We start from the raw sequence: 21185 nt of genomic DNA, 5'->3' as shown, positions 1-21185 counted from the left end.
CTACTCTCCTACTCTCCTACTCTCCTACTCTCCTACTCTCCTACTCTCCTACTCCCCTCATCCAGCATCGATCTCCGCCTGCAGAGCCTGCATATGGACGGCGGCGGCCGATGAAGCGGCGCGCTCTATGGCGCGAAACCGGCTGACGACCGCCAAACCCGCCGATGTCAATTGCGCGCCGCCGCCCTTGCGGCCGCCGGTCTGCGCCGCGACCAGCGGCTTGCCGAACACGCGGTTCATGTCCTCGACCAGATCCCAGGCATGCTTGTAGGACATCTCCATGCCGCGCGCCGCAGCCGAGATCGAGCCGAAGGCGGCGATCTGCTCCAGCAATTCGATCTTGCCCGGGCCGATCCGGCCATCGGGGTCGAGATTTATCCGCAGGCTGAGCGACGGCATTTCATCTCCTCGGATTCCACCGCACGACAATAGTCCCTATGGGAAGGACGCGCTATTCCAAATATACATAGCGACATGATCGAGATCCTCAAACGCCGACTTCGGCAGGCAGGCCGGCGCCGGTGTTTGCGCGATCGAAGCTCACCGTCTTGATGACCGCGAAGACCTGGCTTCCCAGCTTGAGGCCAAGCGCCTGCCGCGATTGCTCGGTGATCCGCGCGATCACAACCGCGCCATGGCAATCGATGCCGATTTCGACCTCGGGCCCCTCGCCCGGCTTCATGCTGACGATCGTTCCCGACAGTATATTGAGCGCGCTGAGGCCGGCGGGTTTCTCGGTGGCGACCATCACGTCGCGGGCCCGGATGCGAATGCGCACCGGAGCGCCCGCCGCCCGCGCCAGTTTCGGCACGCGGATTTCGCCGGCCTGCGAGGCAAGCACCGTCATGCCGAAGACCTCGTCGTGACGCAGCACCTTGGTGTCGAGCACCGCACCGCCCTCGCCGCGCTCCTCCGCCGGCAACAGGTCGAGCCGCCGCATGATCGCCTCGGTCGGCCCCGCGGCCGCAACCTTGCCCTGCGAAAGCACCACCACGTCGCTCGCCAGCCGCGCCACCTCGGCGACGGAATGGCTGACATAGACGATCGGGATCTTCGTCTCGTCCCGCAGCCGTTCGATGTAAGGCAGGATCTCGGCCTTGCGCGCTTCGTCGAGCGAGGCGAGCGGTTCGTCCATCAGAAGCAGTTTCGGGCTGGCAAGCAGCGCGCGGCCGATTGCGACGCGCTGCCTTTCGCCGCCCGACAGTTTCGCCGGCCGCCGGTCGAGCAGGTGACCGATGCCGAGCAGGTCGACCACCGCATCCATCTTGGCGTAGCGCTCGGAAGGCGGCGTGAACCAGCGGCCGTAGCGCAGATTGCCGGCGACGCTCATATGCGGGAACAGTTGCGCATCCTGGAACACCATGCCGATGCGCCGCTTGTGCATGGGCACGAAGATGCGCGCGGCGGTGTCGCCCAGCACATTGCCATCGACCGAGATAAGTCCCTTGTCCGGACGGATCAGGCCGGCGATCAGGTTGATCAGCGTCGACTTGCCCGAGCCGGAGGGCCCGAACAGCGCCGTCAGCCGGCCGGCGCTCTCGAAACGGGCTTCCACGGCGAAATCGCCGAGGCGATGGCGGATGTCGACCGAGAGCGTCATTCGATGTCCATCCGCCGGCCGACGCGCCGCGCCAGCACTTCCGAGGCGATGAGCGCGACCATCGAGATGACGATCGAGATCAGCGTCAGCCTGAGCGCGCCTTCATCGCCACCCGGCACCTGCGTGAAGGTGTAGATCGCCGAGGGCAGCGTCTGCGTTTCGTTGGGGATGTTGGAGACGAAGGTGATGGTGGCGCCGAATTCGCCCATCGCCTTGGCGAAGGAAAGGATCGCGCCTGCGATCAGTCCGGGCAGGATCAGCGGCAGCGTGATGGTGGCGAACACCCAGAGCGGATTGGCGCCAAGCGTGCCGGCGGCGGCCTCCATCTTGCGGTCGACCGCCTCGATCGACAGTCGGATGGCGCGCACCATCAACGGGAAGCCCATGACCCCGCAGGCCAGTGCCGCACCCGTCCAGCGGAACGAGAAGACAATGCCGAAATGCTCGGCAAGGAAAGCGCCGGCCGGCCCGCGCCGGCCGAAGGTGAACAAGAGCAGATAGCCGGTCACCACCGGCGGCAGGATCAGAGGCAGATGTACCAGCCCGTTGAGCAGCGTCTTGCCCCAGAAACGCCCCCGCGCGAGCAGGAGCGCGATCAGGACGCCTGGCGGCAAGCTGGCGATCATCGCCACCGTTGCCACCTTGATCGACAGCCGGACCGCATTCCATTCGTCGGGAGTGAGGTCCAGCAGCCAGTTCATGATTGTGTTTGTGCGGTCTTTCTCAGTTGCTCGGTGCGAGGACCGTGAAGCCCTGCTCCTTGAACAGGTCGGTGGCCTTGGCCGACTCGACGCATTTCAGGAAGGCCGCTGCATCCTTGTCCTTCGAATCGGCGGTCTGGGCAATCGGGTAGATGATCGGCGGATGCGAATCTTCCGGGAAGGTGCCGACGACCTTGACGCCCTTTTCGGCATGCGCGTCGGTGGCGTAGACGATGCCCAGAGCCGCCTCGCCCGTCGACACCAGCTTGAGAGCTGCACGCACATTCTCGGCCTGCGCGATCTTGCCCTCGACGGACGACCAGACGCCCAGCGATTCCAACGCCGCCTTGCCGTATTTGCCGGCCGGCACGGCCTTGAGATCGCCCATGGCAAGCCTGCCGTCGCCGATCAGCTTGGCGAGGTCGAAGCCCTTCTCGATCTTGGTCTCGACCGCGGAATCCTTCGGCGCCACCAGCACGATCTGGTTGCCGAGCAGCTTCACTTCGGTATCAGGCTTGGTCAGCTTCTTGTCGGAGAGATATTTCATCCAGTCGAGGTCGGCCGAGACGAAGATATCGGCCGGCGCGCCGCCTTCGATCTGCTTGGCCAGAGCCGAGCTCGCCGCGTAGGAAATGGTCGCTGCTTCGCCGACTTCCGGCTCGCATGCCTTGTTGACCGCGTCGAGCGCTTCCTTGAGGCTGGCCGCGGCAAACACGACGACCTTGTCGTCGGCATGGGCCGCCGGCACCGCCGTCATCAGCATTGCCGCCAGACCGCCAATGGCGATCGTCTTCAACCCGAAACCCTTGCCCGTCATGAAGTCTCTCCCTGGTTTCAAATCCGTACCGCCAAAAGCCTTGGACCGATATATCCGTATGAACATAACAAGGGAAGGCTTTTCACCTGTCGCGGCATTGTGCGCCGGCGCGATCTCAGCCTACGGTGAATGCAAAATGGAAGGGGCGAAGCTCAAGGAAAGACGCATGAAGATCAGCGCCTGCAACACCTCAAGGGGTAAGGTGACCGAGATCGTCAAGGGAAGCCACCGCTTCGCATGTCAGATCGACATCGGCGGCGACGCGTCAGTCACCGCGTCAATCACCAAGCGGTCGCCGACCTCGCGCTCGAGAAGGGCAAGCAGGGGGCTATGCGATGATCAAGGCCTCGGACGTCATGGTTGGCATCGACCAGGCCGAAAACTGGCTCATACCGCGATGGGCGCCTTGATATTTGCATCCGCGAAATAATTCTCGAGGCGGAAATCCTCGAAGCGGAAGGCGAAGAGGTCCTTCACTTCCGGATTGATCCACATCGTCGGCAAGGCCTTGGGCGTGCGCCGCAGCTGCTCGCGCGCCTGCTCGAAATGGTTCGAATAAAGATGCGCATCGCCCAGCGTGTGAACGAAGTCGCCGGGCTTCAGCCCGGTGACCTGCGCCACCATGAGGGTGAGCAAGGCATAGGAGGCGATGTTGAACGGCACGCCGAGGAAAATATCGCCCGAGCGCTGGTAAAGCTGGCACGAGAGCCGGCCTTCCGAAACATAGAACTGGAACAGGCAGTGGCAGGGCGGCAGCGCCATCGCCTCGACTTCGGCCGGGTTCCAGGCCGAGACGATCAGCCGGCGCGAGTTGGGATTCCGGCGTATCTCCTTCAAAAGGCCCGCAATCTGGTCGATCTCGCCGCCACGCCCGTCCGGCCATGAGCGCCATTGCTTGCCATAGACCGGCCCGAGATCGCCGTTCTCGTCGGCCCATTCGTCCCAGATGGTGACCCCATGATCGTTGAGATATTTGATGTTGGTGTCGCCGGCCAGAAACCACAAAAGCTCGTGGATGATCGACTTCAGATGCAGCTTCTTGGTGGTCGTGACCGGAAAGCCGCGCGAAAGGTCGAAGCGCATCTGGTAGCCGAACACCGAGCGCGTGCCTGTCCCGGTACGGTCGCCACGGTCGGCACCGGTCTCCAGCACATGCTTCAACAGGTCGAGATATGGGCGCATCGGCTCTGCCTCGATTCGGATGACAGGCAATCATACCCGACCGACAGCCGGTCGAACACCGCAAAGCGGGCGGCAAATGCGGATCGCGCCAAAAGCCCACGGAGCCGGCACTGTTTCGTGCCGGCCACCGGAATGGCTATGCCCTACAGCGAGCCGAGTTTGCCGAGATCCTTGGCAACCAGATAATAGAAGGTCACGCGGCTCTTGGTGTTGTCGGCCTGCATCGCCTTGCAGGTCTTCTCGATCGAGGCGTTGGCCTTTGCGGCATCGGCAATGCCGAGCTTCTTGCCGATCCAGTTCTCCCGCACGCGGTCGAGTTCCTTCGGGTCGGTGCAGGACACCAGCGAGGAATCGCGGTTCCTGAGAGCAATGCCCAGATGCTTGACGATCTTATCGACCGCGTCGGCGCTGGCGCCGGCATCATATTTCTTCACATCCGCAAGATAGTCGGCCATCAAACTTCCCCTCGTCGGCGCCACGGATCCGATCGATGAGGGTTGTGGCGCGCCGCGCAACCTGTGCGCTAGGTCAGAGACTCCTCACCGCCAGCGAGATTTGATTGAGTAGGCGCGCAAGTCAACCCTGGCTGCCGTTTGGCACAACCGGTTAAGCGCCGGTTTTGGCCTTTATTTTTCCTTCGCCGCTCCCTATATACGGTTCGTCGGCTTGACCGACTATGGCGATAAACAGGCGATGAAATAAGCCGTTCGGACCCGGGGGCGGTACCCGGCGCCTCCACCAAAAACCGCTCTGGCTGACGGAGCGGCTTTTGCTGGGGGCGAAATAGGATCGACGAAGGTGTAAAGATCGTACTTTTGCCCGGCATTGTACCACCGTTATCGGGCTAAACTTATAGTTGCCAACGACAACTATGCGGAAGCTCGTCTCGCTGCTTAATGCGGCGCGAACGCTTCAAATCAAGCCCTAGGGGTTCGCACTTCTAGGCGGGGTTCGGAGGTACCTGGCAACAGAAACCTCCACCTTCCCCCTCCTTGCTTCTCCCCAATCAACCGAACGGCCAAGGCTGGTCCGGCGCCTGATGCGCGGGCACAGCCTTGCCGCCCATCATCCATGGACAGGCGATGCAAGACGATACCGATCGATTTTTCGTGCTGACCGGCGGCCCCGGCTCCGGCAAGACCACGCTGATCGAGGCGCTGCGGGCCCAAGGCTTCGCGACCGCGCCCGAAGCCGGGCGCGGCATCATCCGCGACCAGATGGCCATCGGCGGCCCTGCCCTTCCCTGGCGGGAGCGCTCGCTCTTTGCCGAGCTGATGCTGTCTTGGGAGCTGCGCTCCTGGCAAGCCGCTCGTGCCGAGTCCGGCCAGGTGTTCTTCGACCGCGGCGCGCCCGACACGATCGGCTATCTCAGGCTCTGCGGCCTGCCGGTGCCGGACCACATCACGAGCGCGGCTGAAAAATTCCGCTACGCGCGCCGCATCTTCGTCGCCCCGCCATGGCCGGAGATTTTCATTCAGGACGAGGAGCGCCGGCAAACGCTCGACGAAGCCGAGCGCACATTCCGGTCGGTGACGGGCGTCTATGCGGAGCTCGGCTACGACCTGGTGCCGTTGCCTCTCGCTCCGGTCGATGAACGGGTGCGCTTCGTCCTCGATCAAACAGCTTCGCCAGGAACATGAAAAAGGCCGGGATCGACCCGGCCTTTTCTATCTTCTCAACGGCTGTCCTACTCCGCCGGCGCTTCGACCGCTTCGCGCGCGCGGCCGAGCGTCAGCTTGGCCAGAGTGAAGGAGATCACGGCGCACAGCGCGATGCCGGCCACCATCGGCAACGGTGTGCCGTCGAAAAAGATGCCGGCGACGCCCATCGCCAGCGCGCCGATGGCGAAGTGCAACGTGCCCATCAGCGCCGAGGCCGTGCCGGCGATCTCGCCATGCTCTTCCATCGCCAGCACCGAGGTGGTGGGGATGACGAGGCCAAGGAAACCGTAACCGATAAAAAGCAGCGCGGCCATCACGTCGAGCCGGTCGACGCCGGACGCCATGATCGCGAACAGCGCCACCATTACCGTGGCATAGCCGGTGACCGCCACCCAGACGACTCGCTTCAACCCGAAGCGGTCGGCCAGCAACCCGGTCAGCTGCGACATGCCGATGAACGCGACCGCGTTGATCGAGAAGAACACGCTGTAGAGCGACGGCGACAGGCCGTAATGGTCGATCAGGATGAAGGACGAGCTCGACAGATAGACGAAGAAGCTCGCAATGCCGAAGCCGGCGATCGCCACGAGGCCGAGGAAGTTGCGGTCGCCCATCAGGTAGCGGTAGCCGGCAAGCGCCGTGCCGAAGGATGAGCCGGCGCGCTCTTCGACGGGCCGCGTCTCCTTGAGCGAGGTGGCAAGCAGGATGGTGGCCAAAGCGGCCGCGCCCGTCACCGTCCAGAACACGGCGCGCCAGCCGAAGCTCTCGATGATCTGGCTGCCGGTCAGCGGCGCCAGGATCGGCGACACCGAGAAGACCAGCATCAAGAGCGACATCAGCTTGGCGGCCTCGTTGCCGGTGTGCAGGTCGCGCACGATGGCGCGCGGCACCGCCATGCCGGCGCTGGCGCCAAGCCCTTGCAGAAAGCGGAAGGCGATCAGCCACTCGATGGTCGGCGCCATCGCCGAGCCGATGCCGCCGACCATGAACAGCGCGAGGCCGGCGTAAAGCGGCGCCTTGCGGCCGACCATGTCGGAGATCGGGCCGACGACGATCTGCCCAAAACCCATCGACAGGAAGAAGATCAGAAGGCTCATCTGCACGGCGGCGGTGCCGGCATGCAGGTCCTGGCCGATCGAAGGCAGCGCGGGAAGATACATATCGATCGCAAATGGACCAATCGCGGACAACAAGCCGAGCACGACCGCAATGCGGAGGAATTTGGGACTCATGATAAGGCTCTTTCGGATCTGGTTGCCGCAAAATGCCGGCGTCTGAACCCAGGACGTTCCATCCCCCGGAAATCCTACGTCCAAGGGCGAATTTCTCGCCCCTTCCGTGCGGGCTTCCTTTATTGTGTCCACAAATTTAGACAGGCTTGTCCAATTCGTCAATCACCGCTATATAGATTTTTCATGAAGCACGGCGTTTCTCCTGACACTTTCCCGCCACGCAGCCACGAGGCCAAGCGCGTGTCGGTGGTCGACGCCGCCGCTTCCGTTTTCTGCCGCGAAGGCTATGCCGGCGCCAATATCGACCTGATCGCGGCCGAGGCCGGCGTTTCACGGCAGACCGTCTACAACCACCATGGCGACAAGGAAAAGCTGTTCGTCGCGGTCGTACGCGACCTGACGGAGCGCTGCAATGCCGGCATCTTCGCCACCATCGCCAGCTTTCCCGATCAGCCCACGGACCTGGAAGCCGACCTGATCGCCTTCGCCGTGCGCATGAATCGCAACTGCATCTGCAACCGCGACGGCCGTTTCCTGCGCAAGCTGATCCAGGCCGAAGGCGAGCGTTATCCGGAACTGTTTGCCGAATGGCGCGAGCAAGGCCCGGGCCGTACCTGGTCGGCGCTTGCCGCGCGCTTTGCCCGGCTTGCCTTCGCCGGCCACCTGTCGATCGGCGACCCCGACGTCGCGGCGCGTCAGTTCTTCGCCCTCGTCAACGCCGAGCTTCAGATCGCTTTCATGCTGGGCGGCGTGCCCACCGAGGAAGAGGTGCTGCGCTCGGCCACGAACGGCGTGCGGACCTTTCTCGGCGCCTTCGCCAGAAGGAAATCGCCAGCCGCCAAGCAGGCTGCGCTCGCTCACGCCTGAGCCATCAAATCGCCGGCACCCCTCTTGGCCTCACGGCTTTGCGCCTATATGCGGTTTACGCCGCGCTCAAGCTTGATTACAGCTATGCGGACGATTCAACGGAACCCGACCATCAGATGGCCGACGACCACATCCGCTACGACATTCTGGCCCAGGAGGCTCTGCGCGGTGTCATGCGCAAGGTCCTGGCCGAGGTCGCGCGCACCGGCCTTCCGGGAAATCATCATTTCTTCATCACCTTCCTGACCGGCGCGCCGGGCGTGCGCATTTCGTCCAGGCTGCGCGAGCGCTATCCGGAGCAGATGACCATCGTCATCCAGTTCCAGTACTGGGACCTCAAGGTGACGGATGCCGGCTTCGAGGTCGGGCTTTCCTTCTCCGACGTGCCGGAAAAGCTCGAAATCCCCTTCTCCGCCGTGCGCGGCTTCTACGATCCGTCGGTCAATTTCGAGCTCGAATTCGACGTCAAGACGGAAAGCGCCGAAGACGAGGCCGCGGCTCCGGCCCCCGAACCGGTCGCCGTCGTTCCCGAGAAGAAGGCGGAAACCAAGAAGAAGGCCGCCGAGGCCGAAAAGAAGCAGGCGGTCGCCGAGACCGGCGCCAAGGGCGCCGACGTCGTTTCGCTCGACGCCTTCCGCAAGAAGTAGCCCGGCGCCATGGGCGAGGTCATCAATCTCCGCCAGGCCCGCAAGCAGAAAGCGCGCACCGAGAAGGAACGCCGAGCCGGCGAGAACCGGGCGCTGAACGGCCGCTCGAAGACAGAGCGCGAGCGTGACAGGCTGACATCGCAGAAGGCCGAGAAATTCGTAGCCGGCCATCGCCGGGAAAAACCCGACGACCCTGGCGAGCGCTGAGTCCTGCAATGGCCGCGGTCGAGAAACGTTCGGTAACGATCCGCGGTCACCGCACCAGCTTTTCCCTGGAACAGCCCTTCTATGACGACCTCATCGCCATCGCCGCCGAGCGCTCGCTGTCGCTCGCGGCCTTGGTCGCGGAGATCGACGAGACTCGGACCCGCGACGCGAACCTGTCATCCGCGCTGAGGCTCTACGTGCTGGCCTGGGCAAAACGCGGCGGCGCCGCGTCCTAGACCGCGCTATCGCTGATGCTTTGTTGCGTCTTGCGCTTTGCGCCGAAGCTCAGCAATGCCGTGCGGTCGCGCTCCTCCGCCTGCTTTTTCGACCTTACCCGCATCATGTCTTTCCAGCCGATATAGCCGACGAGCCGTTCATCCTCGCGTGAGACGACCGGCAGATGCGAGACATTGGCGAGCAAAAGCTTGTCGGAAAGCGCTTCGAGATATTCGTCCGGATAGGCCAGCGTAATCTTGTTGCCGGCCAGCAATTCGCCCAGCGTCGCCTTGCGGTGCTTGCCGTTACGGCGCCAGCGCAGGATCGCCGGCGGATCGATGACGCCGAGCACATGCCCCGCTTCATCGATGACCGGGAAGCTCGGATGCCGAGTATCCGGCGCCGTCAGGAAGGTTGCCGCGCCATGTAGCGTCATCGTTCCCGGCACGCTCTCGACCTTGGTGGTCATCACTTCCTTGACCCTGGTCAGGGCGAAAGGATCGACGCGGTATTCTCGCACGAGGTGATGCCCGCGCCGCGCCACTTTCTCGGTCAGGATCGAGCGCTTCATCAACAGCACGGTGACCGCATGCGCGGTGGCGCAAGCGGCAATCAGCGGCACCAGCACATGCGTGTTGCCGGTAAGCTCGGTGGCAAAGAAGGTCGCGGTCAGCGGCGCGCGCATGGTGCCGCCCATCGTCGCCGCCATCGCCAGCAGCGGCCAGAAGCCGGGGCTTGCCTCGGGCAGGATACCCGAAAGCACCGCGCCCATCGCGCCGCCCATGATGAGCAGTGGCGCCAGCACGCCTCCCGAGGTCCCAGACCCCAGCGCAACCGACCAGATGACGGCCTTCACCACCAGCAGCAGCAGCGCGGCGGTGGCGACGGTGCGGCCGTCGAGCATGTTGGCGATGTTGTCGTAGCCGACGCCAAGCGCGTGCGGTTCGATAAGTCCGCCGATGCCGACCACCAAGCCGCCGATCATCGGCCACCACATGCAGTGTATCGGCAGCTTCAGGAAGGCGTCCTCGCAGGCATAGACCAGTTGCGTCAGCAGTCCCGAAAGAAGTCCGGCGGCAATGCCGATCAGCACCCAGCCGCACAGCCCGGCGATCGATGAATCCATGCTGCCAGAGAACGGAAAGATCGGGCTCGGCAGGTGAAGCAGGCTGCGTTCGACTTCCGCAACGATTGCCGCCACCGCAACCGGGATGAAGCTGCGCGGCGTCCATTCGAACAGGAGCAGTTCGACGGCAAGCATGATGGCGGCGATGGGCGTGCCGAACACCGTCGTCATGCCGGCCGCGGCACCCGCCACCAGCAGCGTCTTGCGCTCATTGTCGCTGACCGGCAGCATCTGCGCGATCAGCGAGCCGATGGCGCCGCCGGTCATGATGATCGGGCCTTCGGCGCCGAACGGTCCGCCCGAGCCGATCGAGATCGCCGACGATAGCGGCTTCAGCACCGCGACCTTGGCGTCGAGCCGCGAGCGTCCGAGCAGGATTGCCTCGATGGCTTCGGGAATGCCGTGGCCGCGGATCTTCTCGCTGCCGAAGCGCGCCATCAAGCCGATGATCAGCGCGCCGATCACCGGCACGATCACCGCGGCGAGCCCAAGCGGGGTGTCCTCGAGCCTTAGCTCGGCCAGCGAGAACTGGCCGAAATAGGCGATGTTGGTGGCAAGCCGGATGAGCTGCAGGAGCACGATGCCGGCAAAAAGCCCGGCGGTCGCCACCACCACGGCGATGGCTGCAATAAACAGCACGCGCGGATCAGTCGTGAAGTCGCGAAGATGGCCGTTGCCGGCACGAGCGGATTTCATTTTGGGAGCCTGAACTTTCTGACGGCACGTAGACCGCCCGGTTTCAGGTGGCCTCATATCGTAACGCGATATAAATCTGCAAGGCTGTTTTCAATCGCTGCGCCGCGTCATTTTGGACGGGGATCGCGACGGCCAGTTGAGCTTTTGCACGAAAAGACCATAAGTCGGGAAATGACGCCGCCGAAACAACGCCCCGCCATCAGCCAGGCCGACTACCAGCGGCTGTCGCAGTTCCGTTATCTGATCCGCCGCTTTCTCGAATTCAGCCAGGTCCACGCCAACGAGGCGGGCCTCACGCCGCGCCAGCACCAGGCGCTGCTAGCGATCAAAGGATTTCCAGGCGGCGGACCGGTGGCGGTGGGCGACCTTGCCGAGCGGCTGCGCATTCGCCACCACAGCGCGGTGGAACTGGTGAACCGCCTCGCCGAGGCCGGCCTGGTCATACGCGATCAGGACAAGAGCGATCACCGCCGCGTGCTGCTGCAGCTCACCCCTTTGGCTGACGATCGCCTGGCCGACTTGTCGGCCGCGCATCTCGACGAGCTTTCGCGCATCGAGCCGATGCTGCGGCGCCTGCTCTCGCGCCAGGAAGAATCCTAGGCGCGGTGGCTGATTTCGCTACGTGTGACGTGAAGCTCAGCCGCCGTCGAGCGATTTCAACAGATTGTCGATAGTGAACGGGTTGGACTTCGGCTTTGCCGGCGCCGGCGCCGAACCGTCATTGACACCGGGCAGCGACCGATCGGTCTTCGGCTCGGCCGCCTTGCGCTCCGCCTCCAGCTTCTCCTGCTCCGCCTTCTTGCGATCGGCTTCGGCCTGCGCCTTGGCCGCCTCATCCACGGCCCGCTGCTCGGTCTCGGCCTTCGCCTGTGCGTCGGCCTTCGCCTTGGCGTCGGCTTCGGCCTGAGCCCTGGCGTCGGCTTCCGCCTTGGCCCTGGCCTCTTCATCCGCCTTGGCTTTTGCCTCGGCCTCCGCTTGTGCCTGCGCTTCAGCCTCGGCTTTTGCCTTGGCTTCCGCCTCGGCCTTCTGCCGCGCCTCTTCCTCTTGCCGGCGCAACTCCTCGGCCGCCCTGTCGCGCTCCGTTTGCAGCGCCGCGTAATAGCGTACCTCGCGCCGCAGGCGCTGCTTCTCCAACAGCGCCGCCTGCATCGCCTCGACCCGCTGCTGTTCCTTCTCCAGAGCGCGCTGCGTCAGGAACTGTGCTAGAGGGCCGCTGTCGAATTGGGGCGCGGTCGCCCCAAGCGGGCCGGCCAGGCTGAAATTGACGGCCGGCTCGGAACCGACCAGTGCCTCCTCGCCGGGACGATAGGTCAGCGTCCCCTTTGCCGTGACGGTGCTTGTGTTGAGATCGGCGGTCACGTCGGCGGACAAGGTCGCGCCGGGATTATCGAGGCTGACCGGCGGCACGCGCAGTGTCCCATTGGCGATGGTGAAGGCCACATCGGCGTCACCAGCGGCGAAGCTGCCTTCGCCTGCGATCTGCGGCGCGAACTCCGCGGTCTTGGCCGTGTCGATATCGCGTCCGATCGCATCGGCCTTGGCGATGATGGCGCCGAAGCCGTCCGGATTGATGCCGTCCACCTTCAATCCCTTCAGCGCCGCGGTGCCGGACCCGGACAGGGCCGCAATCATGGCATCGACGGATTTGCCGCTGGTCGACAACGCTGTCGAAAGATCGCCGCTGCCGCCGATGCCGGCGCCTGGCAGGACTGCGGCAAGATCGCTGCCGGCCAGCCTCATCTGGGCGGAGAACAGGCCGGTGCCCTCCGTGTTCTTCAGGTCGAACAGGCCGGTCAGAGCGCCGCCATAAAGCTTCGCCTTGAGGTCGGAGACGTGGATGCCTTCGCGATCGAGCTTCAGCGAGAATGAAGCGTCATGCGCCGTCGCGAAGGGCCCGATGGCGAGCGCCGATGTGTTGAGATCGAGGTCTGCGTTGAACGGCAAGGCCGACTTCTGGCTGAACGGCGTCGTCGGCCATCCGCCCTTGGCGGGCGCGAAGGACTGGTCGCCGAACAGCGAGACCGCCAGCGGATCGAGGTCGAGTTCGTCGAGCGCCAGCGCTCCCGCAAGATGCGGCAGCCCGTCCTTGGCGTCAATGTTGACGTCGCCGGACACCGCCGCCTTGTTAATCGAACCGGTGAGGCCGCTCAGCACCAGCAGCCCATTGCCGAAATCGGCATCGGCCGCCAGCGACGTCGATGTTCCCGTTCCCATGCCGGGCAGGCCTACCCCCGTCGTCATCAGCCACGGCTCGATATCGGCGGCACTAAGATTGACCTTGCCTTTGGCGGTGGCGCCTTGCGCCGTCTCGGCGACGGTTCCGTCGAAGCTTGCCCTGAAGTCGTCGGCCGTCAGGTTGAAGCTGGTCGCGAGACCGCCGGCGACCGAGCCCTTCGCCGAGACCTCGGTGTTGGCATGGCCGAGCATCCCGAGCGGCAGCGCCGGCAGGCCGTAAAGCGCAAGCAACGTGGCGGCATTGTCGTTGCGGGCGTTGAAGGTGATCGATACCGGCGCCTCGGAGAGCTTGTCCGCGGTTCCCTTGCCGGAAAGCGAAGCCGAAAAGGCCGAACCGCCGGCCTTGCCCTGGGCCGAGAGCGCCAGGCCCGTGGTGCCGTCGCCATTGTCGGCGGCGCTGGTCAAGAGATCGATGCGCGCGTCCTGGAACAGTTCGGGATAGGCCGCCGCACGGCTGGCCAGGCCTTTGAGCATGGGATTGTCGGGATAATGCTGGGCCGCGACATCGATCAGCGGCTTGAGGTCCACCGCCACCACGGAAGCGTTGAGCTTGCCCGTCGGGCTCTGCGGAAAATCCTTGATCCGGCCCGTGGCGCTGATCGAGGCGCCGGCCAGGCCGCCGATCGAGAGCCGGTCGATCTCGAGCAGGCCCTCGCGCAGCCGCAGCGCCGTATCGACACTGTCGGCGCTGAACCCGCCGGCGCTGACCGGACCCGCCTTGATCTGGAAATCGAGATCGCGATCCGAAAAGCGGTTGGCGCCCTTGTCGCTGATGAAGATCGAGGCGAACGCCGCGAGCCCGTCCAGATCCATCTCGCCGCCCGTCAGCCGCATCAGCACCGATGGCCTGGCGCCGTCCGGCTGGCTGGAATCGATGCTGCCCGAAAATTTCGCCTTGCCGAGGATGAGTTCGAGATCGCTGAACGACTGCCGGTTCTCGCTGAGATCGACCTTGGCCTTGAAGCCTGCCGCCGGGAGCCGGCGGATCGCCTCGTCGACATCCTTCGACAGCCAGGCGGCAAAGCCGGAAGGCTGTCCGACGGCCAGCAGCAACGAGCCGGTGAAGCCGAAATGATCTTCGACGCTCAACATGCCGTCGGCTTCGAGCGTTGTGCGGCCCGGCAGCGTCGCGGCAAGCGACTTGACCGACCACCCCCCTTCGGCCGGCTCTGCCGACAGCCGCACGTCGCGCACCGTCGTGTCGCCCGCCACCACCGCCGGCAGCCTGACCTCGACCTTGCCCGGTATGGTCGGCTTCGGCATGTGCTGCAGCGTCCGCTCGAACGCCGCAATGCGCTGGTCGAGCGTGAAGCCGGCGCCGGCGGCCCCGCCGACGGCCTCGTCGAACTGCACCTGCGCCCCGCTGGCCTCGACCAAGAAATGCGGCTTCAGGCCGAGATCGACCGATGCCTTGCCGTCGGCGGTATAGGGATTGTCGAGCGGCCCGGTCTCGAAGCGGAACTCGTCGACATCGAGCTTCTGGTGGTCGAGCGCGAACTTGCCGTTCAGCCGGAAGCCCGGGTCGGGTTTGCCGGTGCTGACCTTGACCGGCTCGCCCTCGTTGCCGCGCAGCTCGGCCGAATTCCTGTCGTCGCCCGAAATCTTGAACTGGCCAGAATAGACCGCGGCGCCCTTGACGATGCCGGCATTGCCGTCGGCTTCGATGATCAGCGGATAGGCATCGGGATTCGCTTTCAGCCGGAGCCGCATCTGGCCGTCCGGCTCCACCTTGCCGGTGGAAGCCGAGACGTCGGCCCGCAGGCCGTCGAAGCGCAGCGTTCCGTCCATCCGCCACGGGCCGGTGAGCGCCTTGGCCGAAATCGTCGAGTTGATCTCCGAGATCAGGTGGCTGCGCCCGCCGGCGGCATGGCGCAGTTCGATTTGCCCTTCGCTCACCGACAGCTTCTCGATCGCGATCTGGCCCGGATCGAAAGGAGCCGAGGGCCGGAGCGTCCAGTCGACGGTGCCGTCACCGGCGATATTGATGACGGCTTTCGGGTGCACCAGCCGCATGTCGAAGATCAGCACCTCGCCGCGCAGGAACGGCGCCAGCTCCGCATCCATGGAGAAGGTCTCGACCGTCATCGCCGGCTGGCCTTCCGGCCCGCCCGCGACCTCGACATTCGAGAAGGTCACCGACGGAAACGGCAACAGCCGCGCTGTCGCGTCGCCCTTCACAGTCACCTTGCGGCCGAGGACGGCGCTCGCCTCCCGCTCGAAATCGCCCCGGTAACCCGTCCAGTCGATGAAATACGGCACCACCAGCGCCGCGCACAGCACCAGCACGAACAGGCCACCGAAGATCACGAACAGGCGGGCGAGCATCTGTTTCCCGGGTTGAAAGTCAGCCGCACTCTACCCGCATCCGCGTGTCGATAAAGAGGCAATTCAACGCGCGGCAACGGCCAACGTCTCCAGTTGCGCGAAGGCTCGCGCTCGCGATATCTCTTTTGCAAATCCCCTGCCCTTCCGGTCACGTTCGTGACCACCCAAAATCCGAACCCAATACGGAGCGTTCCCGATGTCAGGCAAGAACTGGGACAGAGTGCCGATCGACGCGCAGAGCGTTGACGCCCCGCTCTCGACGGCTGCGATTTTCCTTGTTGTGACCGTCGGCAGCGACGAGGCCGCGCTTTCGAATGTCGCTTCGGTGCTGGGCGAGCTCGACGATCTCGTCAAGAATGTCGGCTTCCGCGACTTGTCGGGCCGCCTGTCCTGCATCGCCGGCATCGGCGCCGCGCTCTGGAATCGTCTGTCGCCCGGCCGCCGGCCGCGCGAGCTGAAACCCTTCGCGCCGATCGAGGGCTCGGCGCATTTGGCGCCCTCGACGCCGGGCGATCTGCTCTTCCACATCCGCGCCGAGCGGCCCGACATGTGCTTCGAGCTCGAGCGCATCCTGTTGGACCGCCTGGCCGGCAGCGTGACCGTCGCCGACGAGGTGTCCGGCTTCCGCTATTTCGACGCGCGCGACCTCCTGGGCTTTGTCGACGGCACCGCAAATCCGACCGGCCTCGACCTGCCCGCCTCTGCTTTGATCGGCGACGAGGACGGCGACTTTGCCGGCGGCAGCTATGTCGTCGTGCAGAAATACCTGCACAACATGGCAGCCTGGAAAGAGACGCCGACGCATGTCCAGGAAGAGATCATCGGCCGCACCAAGATCGACAACATCGAGATCGATGACGACGACAAGCCGCGTAAATCGCACAAGTCGCTGGCCACCATCGAGGACGACGCCGGCAATGAATACGACATCCTGCGCGACAACATGCCGTTCGGCCGCCCGGGTCAGAATGAGTTCGGCACCTATTTCATCGGCTACACCCGCTATCTCTGGGTGATCGAGAAGATGCTGCAGCGCATGTATATCGGCGAGCCCCCCGGCGCCTATGACCGGCTGCTCGATTTCTCGACCCCGCATACAGGTACGACCTTCTTCGCGCCGACACGGCCGATGCTGCAGAAGCTGGCCGAAGGGGCACAGGAATAAGCGACCGCAAGGCGCCGCGGCGGGTCGATCAGTCGTTCATCGCTTCGATCATAGCCTTCAACACCGCTCCCTTTCGCAGGCCTACCCGGAAATCTCGCGCGATGAATTCCAGGGTCGAATCGTGGAACGTGAGAATGAAATGCCGGCGACCGGAAAACAGCTCCGGCACATGGCGCGGGTGAACCCGGTTCGCTTTTTCCAGAGAAGCAATCCAAGACGAATTGAGGACCTCGAACGCGGAATATGGCTGCAGGCCGAGCGCGTAGAGCCGATGCCCGCTGAGCGCCTCGTCGTTTGGCGGGCCGAATTGGAATGCGACATAAGGGTCCATCGTTAGGATTGCGACGGCCTCCCCCTCCGCAACTGCTGAAACCGAACGCGGACTGGTGACGTCGAAGGACGGGTCGGGACCATTGGCGATGTAGGCGACCAGCAGCCGCTGTTCATCTGCGAAAACATGCGGCAACGGAGCGCCCGCCGATACTGACGGCAGGTCGATCGGCAGCAAAGCTTCTGCCGCGGCCATGACTAGTGTCCTGCGCCCGGCAGGATCTTGCCCGGGTTCATGATGTTCAGCGGATCGAGCGCCTGCTTGATCGTGCGCATGACATCGACGCCATGGCCGAGCTCGTGGCGGAGGAAGCCGACCTTGCCCTGGCCGATGCCGTGCTCGCCGGTGCAGGTGCCTTCCATGGCGATCGCGCGCATGTTGAGCCGGGCGACGAATTTCTCGGCGAGCGCGATCTCGGCCGGGTTGTCGACATCCATCAGCACCAGCACATGGAAATTGCCGTCGCCGGCGTGGCCGACGATCGGCGCGATAAGTCCCATCTCGGCAATGTCGGCCTCGGTCTCGGTGACGCATTCGGCAAGCCGCGAGATCGGCACGCAGACGTCGGTCGACAGCCCCTTGGCGCCGGGGCGCAGCGTCAGTGACGACCAATAGGCGTCGTGCCGCGCCTTCCAGAGCTTTGTCCGCTCTTCCGCGACGCTGGTCCATAGGAACGGCCCGCCACCCTGCTCCTCGGCGATCATGCCGAACATCTCGGCCTGCTCGGCGACGCCCGCGTCGCTGCCGTGGAACTCGACGAACAGGCACGGGCTCTCCGGATAGTCGAGCTTGGAATAGTTCTTCATCGCCCGCATCTGCAGCGCGTTGACCAGTTCGATGCGCGCCACCGGGATGCCCATCTGGATGGTCGCGATCACCGTGTTGCAGGCGGCCTCGAGGCTCGGAAACGGGCAGACGCCGCCGGAGATCGCCTGCGGAATGCCCTGCAGCCTCAGCGTCAGCGACGTGATGACGCCGAGCGTGCCTTCCGAACCGACCAGAAGCCGCGTCAGGTCGTAACCGGCCGAGCTTTTCTTCGCCCGCTTGCCGGTCGTCACCGTCTCGCCGTCGGCCATGACGGCGGTCAGCGACAGCACGTTTTCACGCATCGTGCCGTAGCGCACCGCGTTCGTGCCGGACGCCCTGGTCGCCGCCATGCCGCCCAGCGACGCATTGGCGCCAGGATCGATCGGGAAGAACAGACCGGTGTCGCGCAGGTGCCGGTTGAGGTCCTCGCGCGTCACGCCGGGCTCGACCGTGCAGTCAAGGTCCTGCGGGTTGACGGCGAGGATCCGGTTCATGCGCGACGTGTCGATGGAAATGCCGCCGCCCGGCGCATTGGTGTGGCCCTCGAGCGACGAGCCGACGCCGAAGGCGATCACCGGCACGCGGTGGGCGGCGCAGGTGCGCACGATCTCCTGCACGTCCGCGCTCCTCTCGACGAACGCGACGCCGTCCGGCGCCTGGGTCGGAATATAGGTGGTGGTGTGCGCGTGCTGGCCGCGTATCGCCTCGCCGGTCTGGAAGCGCTCGCCGAAGCGCTGCTTGAGGATGCCGAGTACCGCGGCGATGCCTTCCTCATTGCGTTCGACGGGGTTGAGGTCGCTCAAAGCCATGATTTCCTCCGCGAATGGACCAGCGGCCGCGCTTGTAGTGCAGCTATGAATGATGCCTAAAGCAATCCTAGGAAAAGTGCCAAGCGATTAGCTCGGCGACTTCACCGTAGCCGTCCGTCCGCCCTGTGCAGCGACCATCGAGGAAACCAAAATGACGATCCCCGCACCGATCATTTCCAGCCCAATGGCGATCGAGAAGGAATGGATCGACTATAACGGCCATCTCAACATGGCCTACTACAACGTGCTGTTCGACCGCTGCTCGGACCAGGCGTTCGAGCTGATGGGCATGGGGCCGAACTACGCCAAGGAGCGACGCCTCACCATCTACACGGCCGAAGTTCACGTCTGCTACGTGCAGGAGTTGCACCTCGACCACAAGGTCAACGTCTCGTTCCAGCTGATCGATCATGACGAGAAGCGGCTGCGTGCCTATCAGGAAATCCGCCACGTCGACGGCTGGCTGGCGGCGACGTCCGAATCGCTATCGCTGCATGTCGACATGGAAGGACCGAAGGTCGCTCCCTTCCCCGCCGACGTGATGGCCCAGGTCGAGGCCATGCGCACCGCCCATGCCGGACTGCCGATGCCGGAGCGCGCCGGCCGCTCGATCGGCATCAAGCGCAAGGGCGCTTGAAAACTCGGACGCCCGCGTTAACCTTACCAAGGCTTTAACGTGAACAAGTCGGTTGAGTCCGTTGAACGACTCACTGGCGCGTTCGAAAACCGCCGTACCGGGTTTGCGCGGGGGCGGCTGGCGGAATGCGGTGCGAGGACAGTGCATGAAAACCGACATCAAGGTCGAAGTGGAACGGTTGGCGGCCGATCCACGCATCACCGACTATGATTTCTGGCGATCGCTGAAGAACGTCAACAATGAGATCTTCCACATCGCCAACAACAACGAACCCATCCCGTTCGACATGATCCGCTGGCGCATGATTCTGAAGCAGGCGCGCATGAAGCGCGGCCACGCTTGATCCATCGTCGCTGCCTCATCCTCCCTGACCAGCCATAGCTGCCGAGTCACAACCGCCGAATCATGGCTGCTTGAACCCGCACAGCGGCGAGCGCGGCTCGACCGGTGACGACTGGATGATGGCGGTGTTGGTCATCGCATAGGGAATGATCCGGTCGATCATCCGCTCGAGCTCGCTCACCGAGCCGACATGGGCGAGCGCGATGAAGCAGTCCTCGCCGGTTACCCGGTCGCATTGCGCGATTTCCGGCAGCTCGCGGATGATGTCCGCCACCACGGAAAGCTGTCCCGGCACCGGCCGGATTCTGAGCCATGCCGACAGCCTCATGCCGAGGGCAGCCGGATTGATCCTGACCGTATAGGCTTCGATCACGCCGTTATCCTGCAGCTTGCGGATGCGCTCCGCCACGCTCGGCGCCGACAGCCCGACCGCGCGCGCCAGTTCCGCCGTGCTGATACGCGCATCCTTTTCCAGGAACCGCAGGAGCTTCAGATCGATCGCGTCCAGATCGACATTTTCACTTCGAAGGTTTTTCAAGCCAAACCTCTTCCATCAGAAAGCAAACCGTCAATCAAGCCATTCATCACACATGTAATCCGCGAGTTTCGCCTGCGATAATGCTCGCTTGAAAACGCGAACGCAAATTCCAGCTGCAAACCGGGCCGCCGCCGATGCGCACCCCGCCCTCGCCGGCCCCACCATGCTTGCTGGAATGGCCAACGCGTTGCCGCCGCATGTCTGGTTCTGCGTCAGCGCGGTGTTCCATTATCTCGGGCCGGCCTTCGCCGTGCTGCTTTTCGCTCAGGTCGGCGTGCTCGGCATGGCCTGGCTACGCATCGCCACCGCCGCTCTCATCTTCGCCCCATTGACCAGGCCCTGGCGCGTTTTCGCCGGCGCCGATCGCGCTCAACGACTTCTGCTGCTCGCATTCGGCATCTGCCTGGCGGTGATGAACTGCTCGTTCTATCTGGCGCTCGACCGGTTGCCGATCTCGCTGGTGGCGGCGATCGAATTCGTCGGCACGATCGCGGTCGCGCTGGTCGGCCTGCGCAGCCGGCGCAACTTTGCCGCGCTCGCTGTTGCCGTTGTCGGCACCTTGCTTCTCATCGACGTGAAATGGTCCAGCGATCCGGTCGGCTTGTCCTGGGCCTTTTTGAACGGCGCCCTCTTCGTCGGCTACATCGTGATCGGTCACCGCGTCGCCCAGGCAGGCATCGGCATCGCCGGCCTCGGCGCCGCCATGGCGGTCGCTTTCCTCATCGTGTTGCCCATCGGCTTTCGCGAGGCGCTGCCCGCCTTCGCGTCGCCGCAGCTGCTCGGCGCCGCGATCGGCGTCGGCATCTGCTCTTCGGTCATCCCCTACATCTGCGACCAACTCGCCATGGCGAGGTTGCCGCGCGCGAGCTTCGCATTGATGCTCTCGCTCCTGCCGCTCACCGCAACGCTGATCGGCGTCATCGTGCTGCGCCAGGTACCGAGCGTCACCGACTGCATCGGCGTTGCGCTGGTCATCGCCGGGGTCGCCTTCCACAAGCCGGTGCAGGAATGATCTGCCGACGGCTGTGGTGGGGCCGTTTGCAG

The 21185-nt window shown here is 64.3% G+C and carries 22 protein-coding genes and 1 other RNA gene; 11 read left to right on the top strand and 12 right to left on the bottom strand.

Annotation, left to right across the window (positions count from 1 at the left end; genetic code table 11):
- Positions 1–57: 57 nt before the first annotated feature.
- The 6 genes from FJ423_RS05255 to FJ423_RS05225 form a co-directional block, all read right to left on the bottom strand.
- Positions 58–399: a winged helix-turn-helix domain-containing protein gene (locus FJ423_RS05255; RefSeq protein ID WP_140839820.1), complete on the bottom strand. Its 342-nt coding sequence runs from the start codon at positions 397–399 to the stop codon at positions 58–60.
- Positions 400–487: 88 nt separating this feature from the next.
- On the bottom strand, positions 488–1600 hold the full coding sequence (gene modC / locus FJ423_RS05250; RefSeq protein WP_140839818.1) for a molybdenum ABC transporter ATP-binding protein: 1113 nt from the start codon (positions 1598–1600) through the stop codon (positions 488–490).
- Positions 1597–2301, bottom strand: a complete 705-nt coding sequence (modB, locus tag FJ423_RS05245; RefSeq protein WP_140839816.1) for a molybdate ABC transporter permease subunit — start codon at positions 2299–2301, stop codon at positions 1597–1599. The genes modC and modB overlap by 4 nt, the downstream gene beginning before the upstream one ends.
- Before the next feature lie 22 nt (positions 2302–2323).
- The gene (modA, locus tag FJ423_RS05240) at positions 2324–3118 is read right to left on the bottom strand and encodes a molybdate ABC transporter substrate-binding protein (protein WP_140839814.1); all 795 of its coding nucleotides are present in this window, start codon (positions 3116–3118) and stop codon (positions 2324–2326) included.
- 387 nt (positions 3119–3505) lie between these two features.
- Entirely contained in the window at positions 3506–4300 is a 795-nt protein-coding gene (locus tag FJ423_RS05230; RefSeq protein WP_140839812.1) for a thymidylate synthase, read from the bottom strand.
- 143 nt (positions 4301–4443) lie between these two features.
- Complete coding sequence (locus FJ423_RS05225; protein WP_042644091.1) at positions 4444–4755, bottom strand: DUF2853 family protein; 312 nt, start codon at positions 4753–4755, stop codon at positions 4444–4446.
- Between the two features lie 166 nt (positions 4756–4921).
- On the opposite strand from FJ423_RS05225, the gene ssrA reads away from it, so the two are divergent.
- Positions 4922–5282, top strand: a transfer-messenger RNA (tmRNA) gene (gene ssrA, locus FJ423_RS05220).
- 100 nt (positions 5283–5382) lie between these two features.
- Positions 5383–5940 carry an AAA family ATPase gene (locus tag FJ423_RS05215; RefSeq protein ID WP_140839810.1) on the top strand — a complete coding sequence of 186 codons (558 nt, stop codon included), beginning with the start codon at positions 5383–5385 and terminating at the stop codon, positions 5938–5940.
- Between the two features lie 47 nt (positions 5941–5987).
- Here the strand turns inward: FJ423_RS05215 and FJ423_RS05210 are convergent, their stop codons facing one another.
- Positions 5988–7193, bottom strand: a complete 1206-nt coding sequence (locus tag FJ423_RS05210) for a multidrug effflux MFS transporter (protein WP_140839808.1) — start codon at positions 7191–7193, stop codon at positions 5988–5990.
- Between the two features lie 183 nt (positions 7194–7376).
- Here FJ423_RS05210 and FJ423_RS05205 point away from each other — a divergent pair, with 183 nt between their 5' ends.
- The 4 genes from FJ423_RS05205 (at position 7377) to FJ423_RS05190 (ending at position 9150) form a co-directional block, all read left to right on the top strand.
- Positions 7377–8060 (top strand): TetR/AcrR family transcriptional regulator, encoded by a 684-nt coding sequence (locus FJ423_RS05205; RefSeq protein ID WP_140839806.1) that lies wholly within the window; start codon positions 7377–7379, stop codon positions 8058–8060.
- A 116-nt stretch (positions 8061–8176) separates the two neighbouring features.
- The gene (locus tag FJ423_RS05200; protein ID WP_140839804.1) at positions 8177–8707 is read left to right on the top strand and encodes an SspB family protein; all 531 of its coding nucleotides are present in this window, start codon (positions 8177–8179) and stop codon (positions 8705–8707) included.
- 9 nt (positions 8708–8716) lie between these two features.
- A complete protein-coding gene (locus FJ423_RS05195; RefSeq protein WP_140839802.1) occupies positions 8717–8914 on the top strand; it encodes a DUF4169 family protein in 198 nt (65 codons plus the stop codon).
- 8 nt (positions 8915–8922) lie between these two features.
- The gene (locus FJ423_RS05190) at positions 8923–9150 is read left to right on the top strand and encodes a ribbon-helix-helix domain-containing protein (protein ID WP_140727872.1); all 228 of its coding nucleotides are present in this window, start codon (positions 8923–8925) and stop codon (positions 9148–9150) included.
- Here FJ423_RS05190 and FJ423_RS05185 read toward each other — a convergent pair.
- Positions 9147–10952 carry a chloride channel protein gene (locus tag FJ423_RS05185; protein ID WP_140839800.1) on the bottom strand — a complete coding sequence of 602 codons (1806 nt, stop codon included), beginning with the start codon at positions 10950–10952 and terminating at the stop codon, positions 9147–9149. The genes FJ423_RS05190 and FJ423_RS05185 overlap by 4 nt on opposite strands.
- 171 nt (positions 10953–11123) lie before the next feature.
- Between FJ423_RS05185 and FJ423_RS05180 the strand changes: the two genes are divergently transcribed.
- Positions 11124–11552, top strand: a complete 429-nt coding sequence (locus FJ423_RS05180; protein WP_140839798.1) for a helix-turn-helix domain-containing protein — start codon at positions 11124–11126, stop codon at positions 11550–11552.
- Positions 11553–11588: 36 nt separating this feature from the next.
- On the opposite strand, the gene FJ423_RS05175 is transcribed toward FJ423_RS05180, so the two are convergent.
- Positions 11589–15512: an AsmA-like C-terminal region-containing protein gene (locus FJ423_RS05175; protein ID WP_140839796.1), complete on the bottom strand. Its 3924-nt coding sequence runs from the start codon at positions 15510–15512 to the stop codon at positions 11589–11591.
- A 196-nt stretch (positions 15513–15708) separates the two neighbouring features.
- Between FJ423_RS05175 and FJ423_RS05170 the strand changes: the two genes are divergently transcribed.
- Entirely contained in the window at positions 15709–16677 is a 969-nt protein-coding gene (locus FJ423_RS05170; RefSeq protein WP_140839794.1) for a Dyp-type peroxidase, read from the top strand.
- Positions 16678–16705: 28 nt separating this feature from the next.
- Here FJ423_RS05170 and FJ423_RS05165 read toward each other — a convergent pair whose 3' ends face one another.
- Both FJ423_RS05165 and FJ423_RS05160 read right to left on the bottom strand, forming a co-directional pair.
- Complete coding sequence (locus FJ423_RS05165; protein ID WP_140839793.1) at positions 16706–17203, bottom strand: hypothetical protein; 498 nt, start codon at positions 17201–17203, stop codon at positions 16706–16708.
- Positions 17204–17205: 2 nt separating this feature from the next.
- Entirely contained in the window at positions 17206–18624 is a 1419-nt protein-coding gene (locus FJ423_RS05160) for an FAD-linked oxidase C-terminal domain-containing protein (RefSeq protein WP_140839791.1), read from the bottom strand.
- Positions 18625–18775: 151 nt separating this feature from the next.
- Between FJ423_RS05160 and FJ423_RS05155 the strand changes: the two genes are divergently transcribed.
- Entirely contained in the window at positions 18776–19261 is a 486-nt protein-coding gene (locus tag FJ423_RS05155; protein WP_140839789.1) for a thioesterase family protein, read from the top strand.
- Positions 19262–19406: 145 nt separating this feature from the next.
- Complete coding sequence (locus tag FJ423_RS05150) at positions 19407–19604, top strand: hypothetical protein (protein ID WP_140839787.1); 198 nt, start codon at positions 19407–19409, stop codon at positions 19602–19604.
- Positions 19605–19664: 60 nt separating this feature from the next.
- Here the strand turns inward: FJ423_RS05150 and FJ423_RS05145 are convergent, their stop codons facing one another.
- Positions 19665–20141 (bottom strand): Lrp/AsnC family transcriptional regulator, encoded by a 477-nt coding sequence (locus tag FJ423_RS05145; protein WP_140839785.1) that lies wholly within the window; start codon positions 20139–20141, stop codon positions 19665–19667.
- Between the two features lie 175 nt (positions 20142–20316).
- Between FJ423_RS05145 and FJ423_RS05140 the strand changes: the two genes are divergently transcribed.
- A complete protein-coding gene (locus FJ423_RS05140) occupies positions 20317–21153 on the top strand; it encodes a DMT family transporter (RefSeq protein WP_246680090.1) in 837 nt (278 codons plus the stop codon).
- Positions 21154–21185: the final 32 nt, after the last annotated feature.

The sequence above is a fragment of the Mesorhizobium sp. B2-8-9 genome (assembly GCF_006439475.1).
Lineage (GTDB): Bacteria > Pseudomonadota > Alphaproteobacteria > Rhizobiales > Rhizobiaceae > Mesorhizobium.
This window is presented reverse-complemented; position numbering and strand designations above follow the sequence as displayed.